The 22,564-nt window shown below is 37.6% G+C and carries 22 protein-coding genes and 1 pseudogene; 6 read left to right on the forward strand and 17 right to left on the reverse strand.

Features of this window, described 5'->3' with window-relative positions:
- Positions 1-35 precede the first annotated feature (35 nt).
- Positions 36-524 (reverse strand): MarR family winged helix-turn-helix transcriptional regulator, encoded by a 489-nt coding sequence (locus L0B53_RS02845; protein WP_235058962.1) that lies wholly within the window; start codon positions 522-524, stop codon positions 36-38.
- A 205-nt stretch (positions 525-729) separates the two neighbouring features.
- On the opposite strand from L0B53_RS02845, the gene L0B53_RS02850 reads away from it, so the two are divergent.
- A complete protein-coding gene (locus tag L0B53_RS02850; RefSeq protein ID WP_235058963.1) occupies positions 730-1,941 on the forward strand; it encodes a multidrug effflux MFS transporter in 1,212 nt (403 codons plus the stop codon).
- 73 nt (positions 1,942-2,014) lie between these two features.
- Here L0B53_RS02850 and L0B53_RS02855 read toward each other — a convergent pair whose 3' ends face one another.
- The 6 genes from L0B53_RS02855 to L0B53_RS02880 form a co-directional block, all read right to left on the reverse strand.
- The gene (locus L0B53_RS02855; protein WP_235058964.1) at positions 2,015-3,085 is read right to left on the reverse strand and encodes an alkene reductase; all 1,071 of its coding nucleotides are present in this window, start codon (positions 3,083-3,085) and stop codon (positions 2,015-2,017) included.
- Positions 3,086-3,280: 195 nt separating this feature from the next.
- Positions 3,281-3,829, reverse strand: coding sequence for a hypothetical protein (locus L0B53_RS02860; RefSeq protein WP_235058965.1), 549 nt, complete (start codon positions 3,827-3,829; stop codon positions 3,281-3,283).
- Between the two features lie 108 nt (positions 3,830-3,937).
- Positions 3,938-4,396, reverse strand: coding sequence for a pyridoxamine 5'-phosphate oxidase family protein (locus L0B53_RS02865; protein WP_235058966.1), 459 nt, complete (start codon positions 4,394-4,396; stop codon positions 3,938-3,940).
- Positions 4,397-4,429: 33 nt separating this feature from the next.
- Positions 4,430-4,738: a hypothetical protein gene (locus L0B53_RS02870; RefSeq protein WP_235058967.1), complete on the reverse strand. Its 309-nt coding sequence runs from the start codon at positions 4,736-4,738 to the stop codon at positions 4,430-4,432.
- A gap of 143 nt (positions 4,739-4,881) precedes the next feature.
- On the reverse strand, positions 4,882-5,403 hold the full coding sequence (napF, locus tag L0B53_RS02875) for a ferredoxin-type protein NapF (RefSeq protein WP_235058968.1): 522 nt from the start codon (positions 5,401-5,403) through the stop codon (positions 4,882-4,884).
- 7 nt (positions 5,404-5,410) lie between these two features.
- Positions 5,411-5,980, reverse strand: coding sequence for a molecular chaperone TorD family protein (locus tag L0B53_RS02880; protein ID WP_235058969.1), 570 nt, complete (start codon positions 5,978-5,980; stop codon positions 5,411-5,413).
- A gap of 218 nt (positions 5,981-6,198) precedes the next feature.
- Here L0B53_RS02880 and L0B53_RS02885 point away from each other — a divergent pair, with 218 nt between their 5' ends.
- From L0B53_RS02885 to L0B53_RS02900, 4 genes and pseudogenes are all read left to right on the forward strand, one after another.
- On the forward strand, positions 6,199-8,643 hold the full coding sequence (locus tag L0B53_RS02885; protein WP_235058970.1) for a DmsA/YnfE/YnfF family dimethyl sulfoxide reductase: 2,445 nt from the start codon (positions 6,199-6,201) through the stop codon (positions 8,641-8,643).
- An 11-nt stretch (positions 8,644-8,654) separates the two neighbouring features.
- Positions 8,655-9,275 (forward strand): DMSO/selenate family reductase complex B subunit, encoded by a 621-nt coding sequence (locus L0B53_RS02890; protein WP_235058971.1) that lies wholly within the window; start codon positions 8,655-8,657, stop codon positions 9,273-9,275.
- 1 nt (position 9,276) lies between these two features.
- Positions 9,277-10,121 (forward strand): annotated as a pseudogene (locus L0B53_RS02895) (dimethyl sulfoxide reductase anchor subunit family protein).
- Between the two features lie 1,300 nt (positions 10,122-11,421).
- Positions 11,422-12,924, forward strand: coding sequence for a peptidoglycan-binding protein (locus L0B53_RS02900; protein ID WP_235058972.1), 1,503 nt, complete (start codon positions 11,422-11,424; stop codon positions 12,922-12,924).
- Positions 12,925-13,073: 149 nt separating this feature from the next.
- Here the strand turns inward: L0B53_RS02900 and L0B53_RS02905 are convergent, their stop codons facing one another.
- Positions 13,074-13,601, reverse strand: coding sequence for a MarC family protein (locus tag L0B53_RS02905; RefSeq protein ID WP_235058973.1), 528 nt, complete (start codon positions 13,599-13,601; stop codon positions 13,074-13,076).
- Positions 13,602-13,897: 296 nt separating this feature from the next.
- Between L0B53_RS02905 and L0B53_RS02910 the strand changes: the two genes are divergently transcribed.
- Positions 13,898-14,374 (forward strand): DUF2947 domain-containing protein, encoded by a 477-nt coding sequence (locus L0B53_RS02910; RefSeq protein ID WP_235058974.1) that lies wholly within the window; start codon positions 13,898-13,900, stop codon positions 14,372-14,374.
- A gap of 775 nt (positions 14,375-15,149) precedes the next feature.
- On the opposite strand, the gene L0B53_RS02915 is transcribed toward L0B53_RS02910, so the two are convergent.
- The 9 genes from L0B53_RS02915 to L0B53_RS02955 all read right to left on the reverse strand — a co-directional run bounded on the left by L0B53_RS02915 (position 15,150) and on the right by L0B53_RS02955 (position 22,553).
- On the reverse strand, positions 15,150-15,515 hold the full coding sequence (locus tag L0B53_RS02915; RefSeq protein ID WP_235058975.1) for an aldehyde-activating protein: 366 nt from the start codon (positions 15,513-15,515) through the stop codon (positions 15,150-15,152).
- A 76-nt stretch (positions 15,516-15,591) separates the two neighbouring features.
- Positions 15,592-16,518 (reverse strand): cation diffusion facilitator family transporter, encoded by a 927-nt coding sequence (locus L0B53_RS02920; RefSeq protein WP_235058976.1) that lies wholly within the window; start codon positions 16,516-16,518, stop codon positions 15,592-15,594.
- Between the two features lie 129 nt (positions 16,519-16,647).
- Complete coding sequence (locus L0B53_RS02925) at positions 16,648-17,916, reverse strand: Nramp family divalent metal transporter (protein ID WP_235058977.1); 1,269 nt, start codon at positions 17,914-17,916, stop codon at positions 16,648-16,650.
- Positions 17,900-18,802: a cation diffusion facilitator family transporter gene (locus tag L0B53_RS02930; RefSeq protein ID WP_235058978.1), complete on the reverse strand. Its 903-nt coding sequence runs from the start codon at positions 18,800-18,802 to the stop codon at positions 17,900-17,902. Before L0B53_RS02930 ends, L0B53_RS02925 begins: the two co-directional genes overlap by 17 nt.
- 129 nt (positions 18,803-18,931) lie before the next feature.
- Positions 18,932-19,441: a GNAT family N-acetyltransferase gene (locus L0B53_RS02935; protein WP_235058979.1), complete on the reverse strand. Its 510-nt coding sequence runs from the start codon at positions 19,439-19,441 to the stop codon at positions 18,932-18,934.
- Positions 19,442-19,607: 166 nt separating this feature from the next.
- Complete coding sequence (locus L0B53_RS02940) at positions 19,608-20,222, reverse strand: LysE family translocator (RefSeq protein WP_235058980.1); 615 nt, start codon at positions 20,220-20,222, stop codon at positions 19,608-19,610.
- A gap of 207 nt (positions 20,223-20,429) precedes the next feature.
- Positions 20,430-21,410 (reverse strand): Gfo/Idh/MocA family protein, encoded by a 981-nt coding sequence (locus tag L0B53_RS02945; RefSeq protein WP_235058981.1) that lies wholly within the window; start codon positions 21,408-21,410, stop codon positions 20,430-20,432.
- A 419-nt stretch (positions 21,411-21,829) separates the two neighbouring features.
- Entirely contained in the window at positions 21,830-21,967 is a 138-nt protein-coding gene (locus L0B53_RS02950; protein ID WP_235058982.1) for a TIGR02808 family protein, read from the reverse strand.
- Positions 21,968-21,980: 13 nt separating this feature from the next.
- The gene (locus tag L0B53_RS02955; protein ID WP_235058983.1) at positions 21,981-22,553 is read right to left on the reverse strand and encodes a NapC/NirT family cytochrome c; all 573 of its coding nucleotides are present in this window, start codon (positions 22,551-22,553) and stop codon (positions 21,981-21,983) included.
- Positions 22,554-22,564: the final 11 nt, after the last annotated feature.

Consider the following 22,564-nt stretch of genomic DNA (forward strand, 5'->3'; position numbering starts at 1 on the left):
TTATTTTATACCCTTTAAGCTTAAATCAATATCGATTACTTGATTAACTTTACGAGTAATCCATCGAGTTGTTGTTGTTCTTGTTTTGAAAGTGGAGAGAGATAGTGTTGTTCATAACTTAATTGTTGTTGTAATAATCGCTCAACTAATACTTTCCCAGAGTCGGTTAATTGAACCAACTTACTGCGTTTGTCTACTTCATTGGTTAGTCGTTGGATATACTCTAATTTCTCTAAACGATAAAGGACTTTTGTTAAACCACCTGAACTAAAAAGTAGGGAGTGGCTAATTTCTGTTGGTGTGAGGATATAAGGTTTTGGGCTCCGTCTTAATGCCGATAATACCCCAAAATCTGCTCGTTGTAGTCCTTGTGCTTCACTGGATGATTCAAGCTGTTGACTGAGATCTTGATAAACACGAACGATGCGGAAAATAGCAGGAGAGATCTCACTTTCTATTTCCGGCCAGTTATCTTTAAACATCGATAAGATTACTTCGACAGATTCTTGATTTTGGTGACTCATAGTAAAATCCATTTTTTAATTTATTTGTGTTTCTTGAAAGATTATTTCAGCTATATCGATTTTTTCCAATATTTTCTTGCGTATTACATTCTGCTCAGCAATAACATTATACAAATTGTGTATATCTCGTCATTATTAAATATTATCTTGCTGGAAAGAGATCTTTAAACTAATATCTTTCTAGAAAGCTAAATAAGGAAATTTTATGTCAAGTCAATCCACAATACAAATCCCAATGAGGTTAGTGCTACTTCTCGCGTCCATTTTTGCATTAAGCCCATATGCGATAGATAGTTACCTTCCTGCCATTCCGATTATTTCTCAACATTTGAATGTAGAAACCGCACAAGTCTCCATTACAGTGAGTATCTATGTGTTGGGATTGGCCGTTGGACAACTTTTTGGTGGCCCGCTTTCTGATCGTTATGGTCGACGTAGCGTGGTTGTGTCAGGGTTAATATTTTTTGCTCTCTGTAGTTACGTTATTTCAAATGTCCATCAACTTGAATCTCTTTGGTTCTGGCGTTTAATGCAATCTATTGGTGGCGGTATGGCTGTGGTTTGCGTGCCTGCTATTATTCGTGACCATGCAAAAGGAAGAGAAGCTGCTCAATTATTTTCATTTATTACGTTGATTATGATGGTTGCGCCTTCGATTGCTCCCTCTATAGGGACACTAATTTTAAAAACAGCGGGTTGGGAGTGGATCTTTATTTCAATGAGCGTTGTGTCATTTTCTATTGCGCTATTAACATTAAAAATCATGCCCAAGCCGATTAAATCGGATAAAAAAGAAAAGTCTGCAACGGGGGGCTTTAGAGAGGTGATGAAAGTAAAATCAGCGATGTATCTATTGATCTCTCATGCACTCTCTTATTCGACATTAGTGATATTTATTACCAATGCTTCTTTTGTTTACATGATTCATTTTGGTACGACAGAAGAGATGTTCTCAATGTTGTTTATGGCAAATGTCGTTGGGATAGTCTTTGTTAATCGCCTAAATAGTTTTTTATTAAGAAAGCATGAGCCTGAAACGCTTTTTCATTCATTTTTGATCCTACAATTGGCCGGTGGCGTGATTGTTTTAGCCACGGTACTCTTTTTCCCTGAAAGTATTTTCCTCACTGCCACGGGCTTTGTGATGATCATTGCTTCTGCAGGTGGAACACTATCAAATTCAAATGTCTGTTATATGAAGCACTTTGGTCAAAATAGTGGAACAGCCGCCGCTTTATTAGGTTGTAGTCAGTATACGTTAGGTGCGACCATTAGTGCGATAACAGCATTACTCGCAACGGAGTCTTTGTGGCCTATTGCTATTATGGTTTTGCTTTGTACGGTCTTGTCGATATTCTTTGGCTACAAAAGTAAGCAGCATGATTTAACTCATCCAGCAGAAACCGCAGCCGTTTAATTGATAAAAAGGATCGTTGTTAATATATAATCACAACGATCCTATTGATTATTTCCGTACCTTTAAACTGAAATTATTGATCCATATATGGGTAATCAATATAACCTTTTGCTCCAGGAACATAGAAGGTTGTTGGATCGGGGTCGTTTAATGTTGCACCTGCTTGGAAGCGCTCAACCAAATCTGGATTCGCAATGTAAGGAACACCAAATGCGACGGCATCCACTTGTCCCGTTTTAATTGCTTCATTAGCTTCAGCTTCTGAGTAACCCATATTCGTGATTAAGTTACCTTTATAAGCAGCTCTGACAGGTGATACAATATCACCAGACTGCTCACCTAAGAAATCGGCGCGCATTAAATGCAGATATGCAAGATTATAATGGTTAAGTTTCTCCGCTAACCAGCTATACAAACCAATAGGGTCACTATCCAGCATGCTGTTGAAGCTGTTTAAAGGCGAAAGGCGAAGACCGACTTTATCATTACCCCAAACATCGATAACGGCTTCGAGCACCTCAAATAGGAAACGTGCTCGATTATCTCTGCTGCCACCATATTCATCGCTGCGTTTATTGCTTCCATTACGTAAGAATTGATCAATAAGGTAACCATTCGCACCATGGACTTCAACACCATCAAACCCTGCCGCTTTGGCATTGATAGCTGCCTGCTTAAAACCTTCGATAATGACTGGGATCTCATTGAGTTCTAACGCGCGAGGAACGGTATAGTCCACCTTACCTTCAGGGGTGTGAACCTGATCATTGGTAATCGCTAGTGCTGAAGGTGCAACAGGAATGTTTCCGTCATTTAATGCAGGGTGACACGCTCGTCCACCATGCCAAATTTGAAGAACAATTTTTCCGTTTTTTGCGTGGACCGCATCGGTCACTTTTTTCCAGCCATCGATTTGATCTTGATTATAAATTCCAGGCTCAGCTTGAAAAGCGCTGCAACCTTCCATTGCCATGGTTGCTTCAGCGATTAATAATCCAGAGCTAGCTCGTTGTGCATAATGCTCTGCCATCATCTCATTCGGAATGTGGCCTGCAGATGCTCGAGCTCGAGTCAATGGTGCCATGACAATACGGTTGTTTAACTCTAAAGAGCCGAGTTGTAATGGACTAAATAATGTACTCATTTTTTCTCCAGTTTGTATTTAAGCTATTTTTACTTTTATAAATATAGGTAAAAATAGCTTAAATACAATTGTCGTTGGGGAAAATACAATTGTCATTGGAGAATAAACGCAGTCAACAACTTCAAGTTAGAAGGGGGGAGCAGGGGGCATTGCTGGCAAATCAGCAGTGCTTGCTGATCTGCCATTAATATCAAATTATTTACAGCTTATCTTGTTCATTTCAGTCATTGCGTGATTATATTTGTCTAAAGGTTGCTGGATAACCGTAGGTTGAGTCAGAAGCTCATTAAAGGCGGTGCGTAACGCATAATTGTCATTTTTTTCTGACTCTTGACGATAAGCAAACTCCTTTGTAGCAAGGTTAGTTAATGGCGTGTCACCTTCAGAAAGGACTTTAATTTGCGATTGAGAAAGTGTTAACCAAGATTCAACACTTTTATTGGTGTTAACCTTTTCTGGTTGATTAACTAAATAGTAAGCGACGGCTTCTTTATTCAGGGTAAAATGATTGACGCGTCCTTGGTAAAAAGCATCACCGATTTGTTTTAGGTTTGAGTCATGATTAACGGCGATTTTAACCAGATCTTGATACCAAGTTAAGGATGCATCGACATACTGGCTATATTTATCGGCAAAGCACTGCTGTTTTGTCGATAATGTAGAGCTTTCCGTAGCGGATGCAGATGACGCCGTAAAGGTGAAAAATGTAACTAATGCAACAGATAATACTGATTTGCGAAGCATAACTTATCCTTAAGTCTTGAATTTTAAAAATGCTGCATTAATTGTAACTTGAATGATAATAAAAACAAAAAGATTATTAACGATAAAGTGATCAAGTCTAATTTAAATTTAACCCTGTTTGTCGCTGTTAACTTTATAGTTTTCAAGTGCTTTTTTTATCTTACTCTCAACGCTTATGTGTGGGAATAAGGTGTAGCTTGGCGCTAAAATCTTAGATAGTGCTTCAACCCTAACGGCAAAAATATTACTAATGGGGTAAGGCTCTTCGACGATCATTTCAAGCGCGGTTAAGTAAGTTTGCCATTGGGCATCATTGGGGTAGACCACTTCAGCTGTACCTTTGACTTTAAATCCGCGTTGCTCAAATACTTCGATAAAGGAGACGCAAACTTTGGGGTTTTGTAAGATATTTTTTTCACTTTCGGGGGATGAGATATTAGCGATAACCATCAGTTCTTCATCAATAAATGCAAACAACTCTTTTGGTGAAACATTGGGGGTTAAGTCGGAACCGGCGGTTGCTAACCAGCAGAGTACACTTTTTTCAGCATATTTTTGAACATCCATAGGGGCTCCAGAAAAATTAATTTTAGTACAAGTTTAGCATTCTGATTTTTGGGTTATTTCATATTGGGATATTGGTGGGGAAGATGCGTGATCATCATTTTGCAAGTAATAGATATGGCACTTACCAACTCTTGTATAGCCAATTATGGTGAATTGCGTTTTATCAAATGAAGCACGAAGAGCTTGATGTTCATTTATATAAATTGTTCGATCACACTGATCTGGGCCACAAGAGAACCATTGACCAGATTGATTAACCCAAGTAGAAATATGAGAATCAGAGTTGAAAGCGGATACTGAGTAAGACAACAAAAGTGTTAAGAAAAAAGCAAAAAATTTCATAGCAAGCGCCGCCTTAAAAGATAAGCTCCATGATAATAGCTTAGCGTATGAAATGGTATTGAGTTTTAATATTCGAGTTTTAGTTTCATTTTAAAGCTAAAAATAGCGTTAAAGCTGAATGTAATGAGAAAGATGAAACTCAATTATTGGCTATTTATCGAAGTGAATGACATTGAAATGACGCCCATGTAGCAACTCCGAGCACATTGTCCACAACCGTAGCACTTTTCTGTTGTAATGGTTGGTAATTCATCTTCTTCAATTGAGATTGCATTAGCAGGACAGCTATTTTGACATTGCTGACACTCTATTTGCAGGTAATTATGACAATCTTGAGAGATCACCGGACGCAAATTGATATTCAATGGAATAGATTGATGTAGCGCTTGGGTTGAGCAAGATGTTAAACACAAACCGCAGAGCGAGCACTCGTTATAATCTAAATTAATTTGAGCTAATCCTTTCTCTATTTCAATGATGCTATTTGGACAGACGCTTTTACACGCCCCACAACCATTGCATAAGCGCTCAAATAACAGCTCATCGACAGCATAAGGCGGCCGAGGAGCATTTCTTATCGAATGAGCTTTTTCAGCAGCCTCTATTGCTGGCTTTTTAAGCCGTGTAAGAAATCCCCTACGATGTTTATCGATAGTGTCTGTCATTTAAATACTACTCATCAAAGTAAATTCGCTTATGGGCAACTTGTAAATTTTGATCTTTCATTAACGTGTTTAACCATTGCTTTGTTTCTATTGCAAGTTTGTGATAGAAATCATGTTCTGTTTGGTGGGAAAGTTGATCAAGATAGGTTGGTGCCCAAGGGAGGAGGTGTTGTTCCATTAAGGCTTGTGCAGCTCCGGTTTTCTGTTGTTCAAGCAGATAAGCATAGGCTAATAGCATCAAGCCAAATTGATCTTCAGGTTCACGTAAATTGGTATCTAAAATCATCTCGTTGCTTTGTAAAAAGTGACGATAAGAGAGAGTCGATTCCCCAAATAATACCTTTTCACGGTCGAGATACACAGATCCCCAAGGTGGCGCTACCATTTCTCCCATTCCTTCAAATAATTCTGAAAAAATAGTTGTCAACTCCTCTTCACTTAGAGGTATAAGTGATTGGGAGATAGTTTTACTGACAACGCCTTCTGACGCTAATGCAGATAGGATCTCAAGTAGCTCTGATTTTGAACACTTCTGGTAAAAAAGAGCACCTAGTAATTTTGCTGTATCAATAATCATTCTTATTCTTATCTATATAAAGTTAAATAGATTTTATCAGCATTAAATAGTGAAAACAGCATTACTTTTTCGAAAGTATGTGTGAATGCACATACTGGATAATTGTATAACAATTTGTATCATTACTTTGATGTTAATCAATAACCGTTTTGTGAATAGTCGATACTTTGATTGTTAACTATAAAGTAGTATTTTAATATTGTTAACAGGCAACTTTTATGACGACAAACAAAACAGGATCTGGAGTAATGAATGTTACTCGTCGAGGGTTTATTAAAGCCTCATCTGCTGTTGGGGGTGCTGCTGCAATTGCGAGCAGTATCACCCTTCCTTTCAAATCATCAAATGCGATTGCAGAAGAACTAAAACCAAGTGATGAAAAAGTCGTTTGGAGTGCATGTACAGTCAATTGTGGTTCTCGTTGCCCACTCCGTATGCATGTTCAAGATGGCGAAATTAAGTATGTAGAAACCGATAATACAGGCAGTGATGTTTACGGTGAAGAGACTCAAGTTCGTGCTTGTCTCCGTGGCCGCTCGATGCGTCGTCGTGTCTATAACCCTGACCGTTTAAAGTATCCAATGAAGCGTATTGGTAAACGTGGAGAGGGTAAATTTAAGCGTATCTCTTGGGAAGAGGCGTACGATGAAGTTGCTGGCTCAATGCAGCGCTTAATTAAAGAGTACGGAAATGATTCCATTTACCTCAATTACGGCACCGGCACTTTAGGTGGAACGGTAACTAAATCATGGCCACCTAAGTCAACATTAATTGCTCGTTTAATGAACCTTTGTGGTGGTTACCTAAACCATTATGGTGATTACTCTACGGCACAAATTGCCAAAGGCTTAAGTTATACCTATGGGGGCTGGGCTAACAACAACTCATTTTCTGATCTTAAAAATACTAAGCTTAATATTCAATTTGGTAATAATCCTGCGGAAACACGTATGTCAGGTGGTGGCCTTATTCATCACTATATTGAGAGTAAAAATATCTCAAATGCGAAAACGATTATTATCGATCCTCGTTATACTGATACTGCTGGTGGCCGAGAAGATCAGTGGATCCCAATTCGTCCATCAACGGATGCAGCATTAGTTGCTGGTCTTGCTTATGTCATGATTACTGAAGATTTAGTTGATCAGCCTTTTCTTGATAAGTATTGCGTGGGCTATGATGAAAAAACATTACCAGCAACCGCGCCAAAAAATAGTGATTATAAGTCTTACATTTTAGGTCAAGGTGATGATGGTATCGTTAAAACACCTGAGTGGGCATCTAAAATAACTGGAATTCCTGTTGATACCATTATTAAACTTGCGCGTGAAATGGGAACGAATAAACCTTGTGCTATCCATCAAGGTTGGGGATTACAGCGTACTGCGAATGGTGAGCTTGCTTGTCGCGCTATCGCAATGCTTTCGTTGTTAACCGGTTCTGTGGGTGTAGCAGGTGGTTCAACAGGGGCTCGTGAAAGTGATATTAATATTCCTTTCGTGCGCTTCCCAACAGTACCAAACCCAATTAAAACCTCGATTTCGATGTTCTTATGGACAGATGCTATTTACCGTCATCAAGAGATGACTAATTTGACCGATGGTGTTCGTGGTGCTGAGCGACTGAAAAATCCGATCAAGATGATTTGGAATTATGCAGGTAACTGTCTTGTTAACCAGCATGCGGATATCAACCGAACTCATGAAATCCTTCAAGATGAGAAGGCGTGTGAGATGATTGTTGTGATTGATAATCACATGACTTCATCTGCTAAGTATGCCGATATTATCCTTCCTGATTTAACTACCTCTGAGCAGGATGATTGGGCGATGGATGGTAAAGCGGCTAATGCTCCTTATTTTATCTATGCACAAAAAGCGATCGAGCCTCAATTTGAAGCGAAAGGCATCTATGAGATGTGTAGTGAAATCGCTAAACGCATGGGAGTAGAAAAAGCGTTTACTGAAGGACGTACCCAGCAGCAATGGATTGAACACCTGTATGCTGAGACACGTAAAAAAGACCCTTCATTACCGACGTTTGAAGCGATGAAAGAGATAGGTATCTATAAGCGTCAATATGACCATGATTATATTGCTTATGAAGATTTCCGTAATAACCCTGATGCAAATCCATTAAATACGCCAAGTGGCAAAATTGAGATCTATTCTGAGCAGTTGGCTGAAATTGCAAAAACATGGAAGTTAAAAGAAGATGAAATTATCCATCCTCTACCAATTTACTTTGATTCATTTGAAGGACATAACGATCCATTAGCAAAGAAATTCCCACTACAGTTAACAGGTTTCCACTATAAAGCACGCTGCCACTCAACGTACGGTAATGTGGCATTGTTAAAAGCGGCTGCTCGTCAAGAAGTTTGGATTAATCCCATTGATGCGAATGAACGTGGGATTAAAAATGGCGATATGGTCAGTATTTTCAATGATCGTGGTGAAGTGCATATCTCAGCTAAAGTGACGCCTCGTATTCTGCCAAGAGTGGTTGCATTAGGAGAGGGCGCTTGGTATTCACCAGATGGTCAAAAGATCGATCATGCCGGTTCTATCAATGTATTAACCACGCAACGACCAAGTCCACTTGCTAAGGGTAACCCTCAGCATACAAATCTCGTAGATATTCAAGTAGTTAAGAAAGCATAAGGTAGGTTGGAATGAAACAATATGGCTTTTACATCGATTCAAGTAAATGCACAGGTTGTAAAACTTGCCAGCTTGCTTGTAAAGATTACCGTGATTTAGATGTTAAACGTAATTATCGTCGTATTTATGAATATGCGGGTGGCGGTTTTATTCAAGATGGTGATACGTGGATTCAAAAAGATGTTTTCTCTTATTATTTATCAATAGCTTGTAATCATTGCTCGAATCCAGCTTGTGTCAAAGTTTGTCCATCGGGTGCGATGCATAAGCGTGATGAAGATGGTTTGGTCGTGGTTGATGAAGAGGTGTGTATTGGCTGTCAGCATTGTAGTAATGCTTGTCCGTATGGCGCACCTCAATATAACAAACAGAAAGGTCACATGACCAAGTGTGATGGTTGTTATCAACGCGTCGCAGAGGGTAAACAACCGATGTGTGTTGAATCATGCCCATTACGTGCACTTGAGTTTGGTGAAATTCAAGATTTACGCGAGATGTATGGAACAACCGCGGATGTTGCACCATTGCCTTCATCAAGTTTAACGCTACCAAATATTGTGATTAAACTGAATAAAAATTCTAAGCCAACGGGTGATACCAGCGGTTATTTAGCGAATCCTAAGGAGGTCTAAGATGATATTTCACGAATGGTCATTAATCTTCTTTACTGTTCTAACTCAAACCGCGGTTGGTGCTTACCTGTTCATTAGCTCTCGTGCTTTGGTGTTAGGTCACAACGAAGAGAAAATTCAGAACTTTAAGAATCCAATGTTTTTACTTTGGGTGATAATGGGACTGGGTTTTATTTTTTCAACCACGCATTTAGGATCGCCTTTAAGAGCCTTTAATGCACTGAATAAATCCGGTTCAGCTTGGTTATCGAATGAAGTGCTGTTTGGTGCTCTCTTCTTTGTTGTGGGTGGCTTGCAATGGTTGCTTTCGGTGGTTAAAAAGGGTGGCGTTGCGATTCAAAAACTCTTAATGGTGATTGCCATGATCTTGGGGGGATTTTTATCTACTCAATGGTTAATGTATACCTGATTGATACCGTCCCGACTTGGAATAATATCTATACACCAATTAGCTTTGTGTTAACGGTTATTATCGCGGGTCTGTTGCTTGCACAATGGATAATTGTTTCTGCCAATGATAGTCGTTTTTCCCTTGATCGTAATATTGCTATTTTAGCAGTGATAGCTGTTGCGCTGAGCGTCATCACCATCGTTGCAAAAGCAAACTTGATTGGTGATATTCACTCATCGATTGTTAGAGCATCGGAATTGGTTGATGGCTTAGGTTGTTATCTTTCTATTCAAGTTGGGTTATTAATGCTCGGTCTGTTGATTTGGTTGTTACCAATGATCAATAAATCAAAAGTAAATCCAATTAATTTAGGTGTGGCTTTAGTACTTATTCTTGGTTCAGAGTTGATTGGACGAGGATTGTTTTATAGCTTACATATGACGACAGGGCTTTAATGTCACTTTAATTGTTTAATCTTTATTTAAACCACTTTATTTTTTGCCAGTATATATGGACTTAAAGTAAGGTGGTTTTTTATATTTATACTCTTCATACTAGCCGTGATGAATAACTTCAATTATTTTAAGTATATATCCAGTTACTTGAGCTGAGACAAGTACGGAGAGAGATCCTGAAATACATTGACCAGATAAAAAATAATCCCGCCATAAAAGAAGCCATAACCCCAATATTTTAATTTAGGTTTACTTTTGTTCGTGCTGTTTTCTTTGATAAATAGAAAACCGACGAAAATCATAATTAGCCAAATTGCGGTGAAGTTCACATTAATCTCTTTTAGTTAATAACCTTAATTGAGCGATATTATACAAGGTTCGAGAAGATGATTCCACACCTATGGAATTATTCACTCATCAGAACAGTTCATTCGTATTTTGCTTCATTTTAGATCTCATCATACTCATTATGAGTTGATAGTCATATATATCTAGGCTCGTAGACCTTCGCTTATTTTTTGTCTACAATTAATGCCCATTATTTTAGGGAATATCTTAAAAATGAAATTCGGGAATTTAATGTTCTGGCTATAATATATAACTTAATCAATTTAACTACTTAATATGATTGAGTTAACTTAAGTATAATAAATTAAAACTTACTATATCAGTGTTCTATTTAAATATATTTTCCATGTTAAAATATAAGTCACAGTATATTCATCTCAATGTGCAATTTGAGTCATGGATTAAACTCTATAAGAATGAGGGTTTTATTTAACTAAAATAACAGATTGATAGCACAGTAAAGAAAGGTTAGATTTTTATTGCAATACAACAGTAACGAATATTGAGGTTGGTTGTTATCGGCTTCTGATTTACTTATTGATTCTTTTCTTAATGATATATACCTAAAATAATTGGCGTTGCTAGTAGGCGGCAAGTGAGTTAGGCCGCATGAGTATAGGTGTACTATATAATTGGGGCGAGCAAGTCCAGCTAACAACCTAGCGACTTCAAGTGAAACTCTCTAATGAATATTAATTATCGTTAGGGGTTATTCACTTCTTCTCTATTTTTGGTTCTGATTATTTTATTAATTAGTATTATTTATTTAATTATATTTATTTTGGTTTTTATAGATTTAATATAAATTAAATGGATCTTTTTCGATAAGTTATCTATTATTCCACTTGCTTTTTTAATCTTTATATTATTAATAATATCTAGTAATAAACGATAATAAATTAAAATAATTTCATTTAAGTAAATTCATAATAATAAATATTAGGAGTTCATTATGCATTATAAGCTAGTGACAGCATTTGGCTTAATGCTCACTCTTGTTGGTTGTTCTAATAATCAAGTTGAGTCAACAGAACACGTTGTAGTAGAGAATAAACCGATAGTGGTTGAACAAGTAAAACCAGTGACTCTTCCTGCGATTATTGAACAGGATCAAGTTAAACAGTATGGTAACGATTCTCTATTACCACCAATGGCGAAACCAGGTGAGTGTTATGCGCGAGTCTGGGTTGAACCAACATATAAAACGATTACAGATAATTATGTAGCAAAAGAGGCCTATGAAAAAGTAACAGTACAACCTGCTCGATACGAAATGGTTAATGAGCGCGTTGTAGTGAGTGAAGCGGGTACAAAGAAGGTTGCAATTCCAGCTAAATATGAAACCCGTACCGAACGTGTATTAGTCAGTGAAGGTGAGCGTTCTTGGCGTACCGATCGTAATTGGAGTTCACCAAAAGCGAACCAAGCTGTTTTAGATGCGGCACGAAGAGGCGGTATTGATCTCGATAATGCACCTGTCAATTCTTGTTATCATGAGCACTTTACACCAGACCGCGTTGAAAGATATGACGAGCAAGTTTTGGTTAGTGAAGCAACAAGCCGAGTTTCGGTGAGTGAACCTGTATATCGTTGGGTTGAAGAGCAAGTGTTAGTACAAGAAGCGTCAAGCCGTATTGTGACTGTCCCAGCTGTTTATAGAACAGAAACAGAACGTGTTATGGATAAACCTGCACATACCGTTTGGAAAAAAGGAACAGGGCCAATACAGAAGATTGATGAAGCGACAGGTGAAATCATGTGTCTTGTCGAAGTTCCTGCCACTTATAAGACGATTTCTCGTCGCGTAATTAGTACACCTGCAACGACGCGTGAAGAGATTATTCCCGCTAAATATAAAACGGTTAAAGTTCGCAAGCTAGTGTCGGAAGGTCAAACTACCCGTGTTGATATTCCCGCTAAATATAAGGCCGTGACCAGAACACGTCATGTTGATAATGATGAGCGCATTTGGCATAACGTGAATAGTCAGCAGTTGACTAAAACAACACGTACAGGCAATAAGATCTGTCTACTTGAGAAGAAAGATCGTTATCAAAATGTCACTAAGAAAGTGGTTGTTAACGAAGCAACGTACCGTACCGTTGATATCCCAGCTAAGTATAAAACGGTTCAAGTTAAAAAGTTAGTGGTGCCAGCTAAGGAAGCACGAACAACTATTCCTGCCGTTGAAAAGACGGTAACTCGTCGTGAACTGGTGAGAGATGGTCGAATGGAATGGCGTAGTATTTTATGTGAGACTAATATGACCCGAGATCGTATCCGTGATATCCAACTGGCGCTTAAGGCTCGTGGATTTGATCCGATTGAAATTGATGGCGTCATTGGGAAGCATACAATGAGGGCAGTTAATGCGTTCCAACGTAAGAATAACTTACCTGTTGACCGTTATTTGAATATTGAAACAGTTAGAGCTTTAGGTGTTTCACCTCGATAAGCGTGAATTCAGTTTTTTGAGTTATTTTAAATAGCACATTAGATTGTGAAACGCTTTCTAATTAAAAGTATAAAACCCTCAATTTTGATGAATATATTTTCATTTAGATTGAGGGTTTTTTCGTTCATGGAATGATTGTCTCGTTTGTTTTAATACGCTGGAATCAACCCTAAATTTGCTAAACCATCCGCTAAGCCACCAACAATCATCTGTGTTGCTAATGCTAAAAGTAAAATACCGGCAATTTTTGCAATAATCTGAATGATCTCTCGACCAGCAAATTTCATTATTTTTTCTACATTTAACATAAAAATTAAATCGAGTAAGGCAATCGCAACAATGACAGCAAATAACATTAGCTTGCCGCTGACTTCTGGCGCACCCGCCGAGAGGGTTGTTATTGCGACTAAAGCTTGTGGTGTTGCCATGAATGGCATAGCTAAGGGAGAAATAGCAACACTTGGAGAAACTTTTTTCGGCTTACTATTATTATCCCCCTCTTTAGGTTCTTCCATTACCATTTGAATCGCATAAAGGAATAGAATAATACCGCCAGCAACACTTAATAATGCAAGATCAATATGAAACATTGAAAGTAAAACACTGCCACCTAATAAAAAGAGCAAACAAATGGATGTGGCAATCATTGTGGTTTTAAATGCGACTGCTCGTTTCATTTATGATGGCATATCTAAAGAAACCTTAGAGAATGCAATCGTAATTTTCATTGGTCCCATTGTCGCTAAAAGTAGTGTTACCATTTCAAATGTTGTCATAGGATTCCTATTAAATGATGTTGTGCTCAATGACTACAGCATAGTTGAGTTTGGTTCATCTTGTATATGTTGGATTAGTAAACTCGCTATTCCAAAAATGAAACAACAATAATCAAGGCGTGACGATAAGATACCTGAAACAGTCGCAATAAAAAGTGATAAGATAAAAGTAGGCTAAGTGCAAAAAGAAGAGAACAATGAGCTATCAAAATTTAGATGAATATTCCAAAAAGTGGATTTTTACTCACCCATCAATGCCTGTTTCTGAACAAGATTACGCGTTAATTAAACCAATGACACAGGCTCGCAGCATGCAGCTTTGGAAAGACTTTATTAGTGCACAAAGCCCTGATCCAGAGCATTTTGAACGAGGTGATTGGCCTGTTAATCAAAGCTTATGGCAACCAGAAACTGTCGATTGGCAAACAACATGGGAAGCAGATGGAACCGATCTACCTACAGAAATTTCAGAGTATATTGATTGGCAAGACCAAGTAACCATCTATTTTTGTTATGAAAAGTATAATGTGATTGAAACGACGTGGGGCGTTTTTAAAAGGACATGGAAAAACTTCCTATTCTTTGATGATGGTCCAATTTTAATTGGTAAGAAGCGTAAACAAGCGTTGTGGTTTGCTCAAGACGGTACAGTTAAATTGGGTGAGCGAGGATAAATTTCAATCGAAATCCCCTGATGTAAAAAGAGATAATTTGATTGGTGAATACTACATCGAATATAGGATGAGGCTTCACTCTCTTTTTATCTCTTATATTCTGTTATTTTCCCTTCAAGTTTCTTCTGGCAGAATACGATATAATTAATAAAGAGCGTTAATAATAAAAAGCTTGTGGCAATGACCAATACAAGTGAATTCGGGTAATGATAAAAGAGGTAAATACCGTGTACGCCTTTTGATATTAATATCATTGATAAGATTAATTTTAACTTCCAACTTGTAATGACAATTAACATCATTAATCCACAAACAGAAGAAAGAAGTGCGAAAAAGGCTAGTAACAACTTATTCTCTAGGTTGAATAAATAGGCTGAGATTGGAACAATGGATACAATTAAATGTATAAAGGTAACTATTGTTAAAATAATATTTAGTTTCAATTGGTTAGCCATAATTTGTTTTGTTGGCTAGGATTGTAAATAAATATTAAAGAAAAATAATCAATAAAATCATTTTATTATGTTAATAATTATTACTGTAATGTCATTGTGATTTGTTTCATTTATATCTAGGTTGTAATTATTTCCAGTTGTCTCTTTTAAAGTCATTTCTAGTTTCTTTGGTCATAAGATAACTAATTAACATTTCGCCTCGAATATTGACTTCTTGTTTTGGATGGTTATAAAAGCCAAACCTTTTAAAAAAGGGTGAGCCAGCTCTTCTGTATCTTAAATGTTAAAATCTCGAACTTTAATCATCGTTACCCTCTTTATTAATTAATATATTGCCAGCTATTAGCCCCGTCAAAATGTTTGATTTTCATTGTCGAGTGTTGAATTAATTGTGTATCAAATAAATGATAATTGACCGCAAACCGACTATTCTCTGTTGGTGTGCTTGAGCGGTAGTGGGTGACACAGAAACAGTGGGGGCAAGCATAGAAATTGATCATCTTATCCCCCTGGCAGTAATGATTTATTCCATGTAAGCCAATGGACAGTAAAACTTGTGATTCGGTGAAATAGCCCCAAAGAGCTTGATACCTTATACAAATCGAACAGTTACAAGATGTTGCTGTTTCAGTTAATTGTTGAATAGATAATTTAATATTACCGCAATGGCATTGACCGACATGCATTACTCATCCTTTTAGATAATACCGTTTTTAATAGAATGAATGATGTCATCGGCAATATCAAATTTTTATCTTTAGATTAAGAGATCTTATCGATTGTAAGTCCTAGCTGGTGTTCTAATGCTTCGCACTCTTTTGCTGTTGTTGGGGATTCAAATTGGATGGTGGATTGAATTATATTGTAATCTTCTTGCAGAACTTTCTCTATTTTCGCTAATAATTCAGGGTAATCGTCTGTTTCTATATCGGTAACCACATGGGAAATCATTGCATTTTCGGTTGTACTCACAGGCCAAATATGGAAGTTATGAAGTTGATTAACCCCCGGTATTGAAACTAATTTATTTGCTATTTCCATTGTGTCAATATTTTCAGGAACGCCATCGCAAGCAAAATTAAATGACGCCTTAAATAGTGGCCATGTTGCCATGAGTACCATTACAACAAGAATTAGACTAGTCACTGAGTCAAGCCAATGCCAATGAGTAATGTTGATTAATAATCCAGAGATAATGACGCCCAGAGAGACTAACGCATCACCTGCCATATGAATAAAAACCCCCTTGATATTGAGGTCATGATTTTTATCATGCGCAAATAACATTGCTGTTAAGCCATTAATCACAATACCAATGGCTGCAACAATCATGATGACCGTGCCTGATGTTGAAACGGGGTTGCCAAATCGATAAATTGCTTCATAAGCGATAATTGCCAATGATGAAATTAAAAATAGTGCACTGGTTAAAGAGGCTAATACAGTGACTTTCTTTAAACCAAAAGTTTTACGTGTTGTGACTGCTTTCTTTACTAATGCATAAGCTCCCCAAGCTAATAATAATGAGAAAACATCACTTAAGTTATGACCAGCATCAGCAATTAATGCTAAAGAATCTACACTAAAGCCATAAATTCCCTCCACTAAAACATAGATAACATTTAAGCCAATACCAAGGGCAAATAGACGGTTATAATTCTCTACATTATGATGATGGTGGTGGGGCATAATAGATTTTCTCTGTAGTCTCATTGTTATAGATTGATATTTCTGTACTAGTTATAGAAATATCAATCTCATTTTTTAATATTCTAGTCCAATTTTAATTACCAACGGCATTAATGGATAGAGCATCAATTAAAGCGATGTTGCAATTAAAAATACATTAAGTGAAACAATCACTACAATCACAGCCCAACCTATAATTTTAGTCATCTTTGAGATTACAAATTCACCCATGATTTTTTTATTTGAACAAAAGATAACCAATGGAATGACTGCGAGTGCAATACCAAAACTTAATACGACTTGTGACATCACTAATATTTCAGTGACATTGAATCCATAGTAGATAACAACAAAAGAAGGAAGCATCGTAATAAAACGACGAAGAGAAACCGGTATTTTAAATAGCACAAAATCCTGCATCATCTCCTGACCAGCAAGTGTTCCTACTACCGTTGACGCAACCCCAGCAACGACTAAAGAGAGTCCAAATATTAAGCTGGCTGAATCACCCAATATTGGGGTTAAGGTTTTATAAGCATTGGTTAAATCGGCATGACTGGCTGCATCGGGTAACCCGAAGAAGACTGCGGCGGCCATTGCTAACATCGCTAAATTAACAAAGCTGGCAATACACATAGCGATACCGACATCCCAGTAACTGGATTTAACTGCTTTACTCTTTTCATCTTCAGTTAATGTGGTTTTATCTCCTTTAGATAGCGAGGAGTGAAGGTAGATAACATGGGGCATGATGGTTGCCCCTAAGATCCCTGTTGCAAGGTAAAGCGCATTTTCATCTGGAATTTCAGGGATCAACATACCTTCTATTACTTTTGTTGGATCTGGGTGGGCGAAGACAAGTTCTGCAATATACATAACGCAGACAATGGCAAGCATCACACCAATTACAAACTCTAGTTTCTTTAAACTACGACCTTGTAGGATTAATATGAGCCAGCTCAATACAGCCGTACATATAGCACCTTCCATTAATGAAATACCGAGGACTAAATGGAAGCCTAAGGATGCACCGACAAACTCCGCCAGATCTGTTGCCATTGCGGTTATCTCTGCTTGAATCCAATAGCCATAACGGACAGGCGTCGACACATGATCACGAATATGGTTAGCGAGACTTTTTTGCGAAACTAACCCTAATTTCGAAGAGAGGAATTGGATCAAAGCCGCCATTAAATTTGCAGCAACCACAACCCATAATAATATATACCCATATTGAGCCCCCGCTTGAATATTGGTGGCGTAGTTACCGGGATCGATATACCCGATTGCCGCAACAAAAGCCGGGCCGAGAAAGAACCAAAACTTTTTACTTGGTGCAGAGGGAGATAGATGATGAGCATCTTTGTGTCTAATTGCCATTTTATGAAACAGTTTCATCTGTCCCTCCTACAATTGTTATTTTTGCTTGGTCAATAAAATCAATGGAGTCCATACATATTTTTATGAGTTGTTGGCAATCCTGCTGACACTCCTTCAAGGTGAATTCTTCTGGGTAGTTCATTTCAATCATAAGAATATTCTTATGATCAAGAGATTCAATGGTATATTGGGTTAGTGTTCCTGACTTTGTTACGCTATTGATTAATTTTGGAATAGGCTCCAAGTTTACTTCATCAGGTAAGCCGTCCATTAAGATAAAGGTTGATTCTTTAATGATATTCCATGCGGCATAAAAGATGAAACCACATACAATCAAAGAGGCAAATGGGTCAACGCTGTAGTGAATAGGTAAATAATACTCAATCAAAATAGCAACCAAAGGGATTAGGCTACTAAAAAGATCGACTTTATGGTCAGTAGCATTCGCGAAAAGTACCGTTGATTTCCATTTTGTTGCTCGTTTAGAGACCCAAAAATAGAGAATACTTTTGCTGATAAGCACAATAGCAATAACGATTAAGACAGAGATATGCAAGGTTGGCTTTGTCTCTTCAACCTGAATTAATGATTGTAGAGCATCTTGAGCCAATAAGAAGCCACCAAATGCGATACTTGCACCAACAAGTATACTGATAATCTGTTCTAATTTATGGTGGCCTTTAGGGTGGTCCGCATCTGCGGGTTTCGCCCAAAATTTAATTCCAATAATAGAGACAATATCGACAATGGCATCAGATAAAGAAAGCAGACCATCAGCAAATAGCGCTTGAGAATGGCCAAATTTACCAAAGACCATTTTTAAACAGGCTAAGGAAATATTAGTACATAAGCTGACAATACTGGTATTACGAATTGCCTGATTACGAGGATTGAGTTTGGGCATATATTAAGGAAATAAAAAAAGGTTCTGATATATATTTTATATCAAAACTTATTTTTTACCTGATTAAGACTATTTACTAGCTTAATTTACTTAAATTACAATATAAAGGAGATTGTTTTGTATGAAATGTCACCGATTTAGATTAATCCTTGCCATATGATATACAGAGATATACTCCCCATTTCTAAACGCATAATCTTCAGATTTTCCTTCTATGACAAAACCAAATTTTTCATATAATGCGATAGCGGCCTGATTATCGGTATAAACAGTTAATTCGATACGTTTTAAATTTAGCCAATTATCAGATAGCTCAATGACAGTTTCAATGAGTCGGCTTCCGACCCCTCGACCGATATACGTATCTTTTACGCCCATACCAAATGAGCCAACGTGTCTCCTTCGTGGTGATAGATTAATTTCAAAACCAATATTTCCAACAATTTCCTGATCGATTAATGCGACAAAAGAGTAGACATTCTCAGGTATTCCATTCAGTCGCTTTTGCCATAGTTCTAAAGAGGGGAAGGGGAGTTGAAGTGTTCCTGAATACGCATTTACTTGTTCATAAATTGCTTTGAGTGCCTCTGCATCAGAAGATTCTGTTGATCGTATTTGAATTACGCTTTTTCTTTTCATTTTTACTCCTCTATATCCAAAGTAATTGGAGTTGCTAGTAGGCGGCAAGTGAATGAGGCCTCATGAGTATAGATTTTCTATATGATTGGGGCGAATGAATATCGCCAACAACCTAGCAACTTCAAGTAAGAAGGGTATATTACTGATTTCACTTTGATTACTAGAACTAGGAAAAATATTGTTTCAACATATCAATTGTTGTTGGCAAAATTGAGATCACTAAAAGCAGCGCCATACTTCGATTAAAATAAGTTCTGTATTTGATGTTTTCCAAGTATTTCGCTAGATAAGAACCAAAAAGTAACCAAGTGCCGACGCAAGGGATTGCAACAACAAAGAAACTAAAGCTAATCATCATGACTTGCCAAGATAAATTCTCATTGATTGATGTGTATGCAGCAATCGCGCCAGTTGCCATCACCCAAGCCTTTGGGTTAACCCACTGAAATAGGGCTGCTTGAGTAAAACTAATGGCATGTTTTTTCTTCACTGAAAGATCGGATGCGGCTGAATTAGCAATCATCCATGCAAGATAAAGAAGGTAGGCAACCCCTACCGTTTTAATTATCTCATGAAGCTGTGGGAACAGCGTAAAAAGAGCTGAAAAGCCAATACCAACAGCAGCCACCATAAAGGGAAAACCAATGGCGATGCCTAATAGATGGGGAATGCTTTTTTTAATTCCAAAATTAACCCCTGAGGACATGATCATAATGTTATTGGGTCCAGGGGTAATGGTTGAACTAAATGCAAAAAGGATAACGGCTAAATACCATTCCATTGGTAGTTCTCCATAATGATTTTTCTTTAAATTTCAGTCTGATATGACGAAAATTGACGGTTAATAAGTCTAGATGTCACCTCAACAACATAACCATACATATGTTATTGAGGTGACGTTTTTTATACCAATAACGTATCTTGATAATGTTTCTATTTTTAATCATGTTAAATAGGAAACAACGTTTTGTTCAAGACGAATAACTAGTTATACCTGATCTGCCGGGAAAAGAACACCCGTCTGTTGACGTATTTCGGTTAATATTTCAGCAACGATTAATGAACGTTGTTGAGCCGCTAAATCTGGGTTGTTAGCGTTGATTTGATCAGCAAAAGCTTGAGCTTCATAAATCATGCTATTCTCTTCTTGTGGTACCATTAATTGTTCTGTTTTGCCTTCTCGAGTCATTAACGTAACACTATCGCATTCCGAAATATGGCTAATAACTAATGATCCAGATTCTCCTTGGATTTCACTGTCAATTTTACTATCGCTCACTTTTGAGTGAAGAATAACAATATTAAAGTCACCATAATTTAAGATAACACTGCCATTGCCATCAACACCTGACTCTAAAAGAAAAGCCTCTGCTTTCACCGAGTTTGGACGGCCAAATAGTTCAATCGCAGCCCCAAGACAGTAATAACCAATATCCATGATTGAGCCATTTGAGAAACGAGGGTTAAAGGTGTTTGGGTTCTCGCCATTTAAGTATTTTTGATAACGAGAAGAGTACTGGCAATAGTTGATTAATCCATGTCTGATTGAACCCAGCTGTGCCAAATTGTCTTTGATAACTTGAAAGTTCGGTAAAAAAGGCGTTTTAAATGCTTCAAACAGAATGACGTTGTTCTCTTTGGCCACTTGATACATCTCTTCAACTTGAGCTAAATTAGAGGCTAATGGCTTTTCACATATCACATGCTTGCCATTTTTTAGCATCAGCAGAGCTTGTTGATAGTGCAGAGAGTTTGGGCTAGCGATATATACAGCATCAATATTGGTCGCATGAGCAAGTGCAACAAGATCGTCATATTGTTCAGTTTGTTGGTAATTCTTAGCAAAGAACTCCGCATGTTTTAATTGGCGGGAATAGATTGCCTTGAGAGTAAACTCTCCGCTCTGATGGGATGCATCAATGAACTTTTCTGTGATCCAATTAGTACCAATAATGGCTAGATTAAGCATCTTCGCTCCTTATGAAAATGTAATATGGCTTACGGTGGATTCTTTGACTCAGGTCAAGGATTTTTAATTATACTTGATGTTGACATTTTGTGAAAATTTGTTGCATTTTAATAGATAACAAACTTATCCACAGGGCGGTTTATGCACAGAAACAGTGGATAACTATGTTAAAATCTCATAAAAACAAGAGCTGGCAAGGGCTCTATTATTGTCAAGTATTTAACCAATATTTATTTTAAAAAATTTACAATTATTATTAATTTGAAACTTTCAGTGTGATTCTATGATTTACCCACCTGATTACCTTGGTTAATACTCGGTTTGTTGAGCTCGAATAAAAAAGCCCCGTTTACTATGATAGTTATATCATGATAAACGGGGCTTTTTGATCGATATTATCGAAAGCATTAAATTAATTTTTAATTTATCTCTTTATCTTTGGTGACTGCTAAAAGAACAGCGGCAAAAACAGCGACAATAATAAAACCAATAATAAAAATGCCGGGCAAAGCTAAGTAGCCTAAGACTTTCCAAAAGGTTATCTCTAACGGACTCATAAATACTCCTCGTTTACCAACCTTCTACACCGTGCATATCCGGTAATTCGTGGGCAATCCCTTTGTGACAGTCGATACAGGTCTTTTCACCAGAGGCTAACTCGGTGGCGTGTAATCGTGCACCACGAGGTCCCTGTTCAGAAAAGTCCATAAATTCAAATTGGTGACAGTTTCGACACTCCTGTGAATCATTGGCTTTTAGACGTTGCCACTCGACTGATGCAATCTCTAATCGACGCTCATTAAACTTCTCATCGGTATCGATAACACCGATTAGATCCCCATAGATCTCTTTCGATGCCTGAAGTTTACGTGCAAGCTTTGAGGGCCAATCATGAGGGAGGTGACAATCAGCACACTCAGCACGCACACCAGAACGGTTTGAATAGTGAATGGTCTCTTGGATCTCCTCAACGATAGGGGCGTGGCAGTCACCACAGAACTCTTCTGTACTTGATGCTTCCATCACCGCATTGAACCCTCCCCAGAGAATTAAGCTGCCAGAAAAGCCGATAAGGAGAATAAACCCCATTGCGGCTTTACTGGGTGATCTTAACCGCTTCCAAAATGCTTTTAATAATTTCATATTAGTCTCTC

It is taken from the genome of Vibrio sp. SS-MA-C1-2 (assembly GCF_021513135.1).
Classification (GTDB): Bacteria; Pseudomonadota; Gammaproteobacteria; order Enterobacterales; family Vibrionaceae.

Excerpts from the sequence above, each read along its gene's own strand:
- L0B53_RS02920 (WP_235058976.1), bottom strand. The coding sequence starts at position 16,518 with ATGCCCCACCACCATCATCATAATGTAGAGAATTATAACCGTCTATTT.
- L0B53_RS02950 (WP_235058982.1), bottom strand. The coding sequence starts at position 21,967 with ATGAGTCCGTTAGAGATAACCTTTTGGAAAGTCTTAGGCTACTTAGCT.
- L0B53_RS02845 (WP_235058962.1), bottom strand. The coding sequence starts at position 524 with ATGAGTCACCAAAATCAAGAATCTGTCGAAGTAATCTTATCGATGTTT.
- L0B53_RS02885 (WP_235058970.1), top strand. The coding sequence starts at position 6,199 with ATGACGACAAACAAAACAGGATCTGGAGTAATGAATGTTACTCGTCGA.
- L0B53_RS02855 (WP_235058964.1), bottom strand. The coding sequence starts at position 3,085 with ATGAGTACATTATTTAGTCCATTACAACTCGGCTCTTTAGAGTTAAAC.
- L0B53_RS02850 (WP_235058963.1), top strand. The coding sequence starts at position 730 with ATGTCAAGTCAATCCACAATACAAATCCCAATGAGGTTAGTGCTACTT.
- L0B53_RS02905 (WP_235058973.1), bottom strand. The coding sequence starts at position 13,601 with ATGAAACGAGCAGTCGCATTTAAAACCACAATGATTGCCACATCCATT.
- L0B53_RS02880 (WP_235058969.1), bottom strand. The coding sequence starts at position 5,980 with ATGATTATTGATACAGCAAAATTACTAGGTGCTCTTTTTTACCAGAAG.
- L0B53_RS02945 (WP_235058981.1), bottom strand. The coding sequence starts at position 21,410 with ATGCTTAATCTAGCCATTATTGGTACTAATTGGATCACAGAAAAGTTC.
- napF (WP_235058968.1), bottom strand. The coding sequence starts at position 5,403 with ATGACAGACACTATCGATAAACATCGTAGGGGATTTCTTACACGGCTT.
- L0B53_RS02870 (WP_235058967.1), bottom strand. The coding sequence starts at position 4,738 with ATGAAATTTTTTGCTTTTTTCTTAACACTTTTGTTGTCTTACTCAGTA.
- L0B53_RS02915 (WP_235058975.1), bottom strand. The coding sequence starts at position 15,515 with ATGCATGTCGGTCAATGCCATTGCGGTAATATTAAATTATCTATTCAA.
- L0B53_RS02900 (WP_235058972.1), top strand. The coding sequence starts at position 11,422 with ATGCATTATAAGCTAGTGACAGCATTTGGCTTAATGCTCACTCTTGTT.
- L0B53_RS02955 (WP_235058983.1), bottom strand. The coding sequence starts at position 22,553 with ATGAAATTATTAAAAGCATTTTGGAAGCGGTTAAGATCACCCAGTAAA.
- L0B53_RS02935 (WP_235058979.1), bottom strand. The coding sequence starts at position 19,441 with ATGAAAAGAAAAAGCGTAATTCAAATACGATCAACAGAATCTTCTGAT.
- L0B53_RS02930 (WP_235058978.1), bottom strand. The coding sequence starts at position 18,802 with ATGCCCAAACTCAATCCTCGTAATCAGGCAATTCGTAATACCAGTATT.
- L0B53_RS02925 (WP_235058977.1), bottom strand. The coding sequence starts at position 17,916 with ATGAAACTGTTTCATAAAATGGCAATTAGACACAAAGATGCTCATCAT.
- L0B53_RS02910 (WP_235058974.1), top strand. The coding sequence starts at position 13,898 with ATGAGCTATCAAAATTTAGATGAATATTCCAAAAAGTGGATTTTTACT.
- L0B53_RS02940 (WP_235058980.1), bottom strand. The coding sequence starts at position 20,222 with ATGGAATGGTATTTAGCCGTTATCCTTTTTGCATTTAGTTCAACCATT.
- L0B53_RS02890 (WP_235058971.1), top strand. The coding sequence starts at position 8,655 with ATGAAACAATATGGCTTTTACATCGATTCAAGTAAATGCACAGGTTGT.
- L0B53_RS02860 (WP_235058965.1), bottom strand. The coding sequence starts at position 3,829 with ATGCTTCGCAAATCAGTATTATCTGTTGCATTAGTTACATTTTTCACC.
- L0B53_RS02865 (WP_235058966.1), bottom strand. The coding sequence starts at position 4,396 with ATGGATGTTCAAAAATATGCTGAAAAAAGTGTACTCTGCTGGTTAGCA.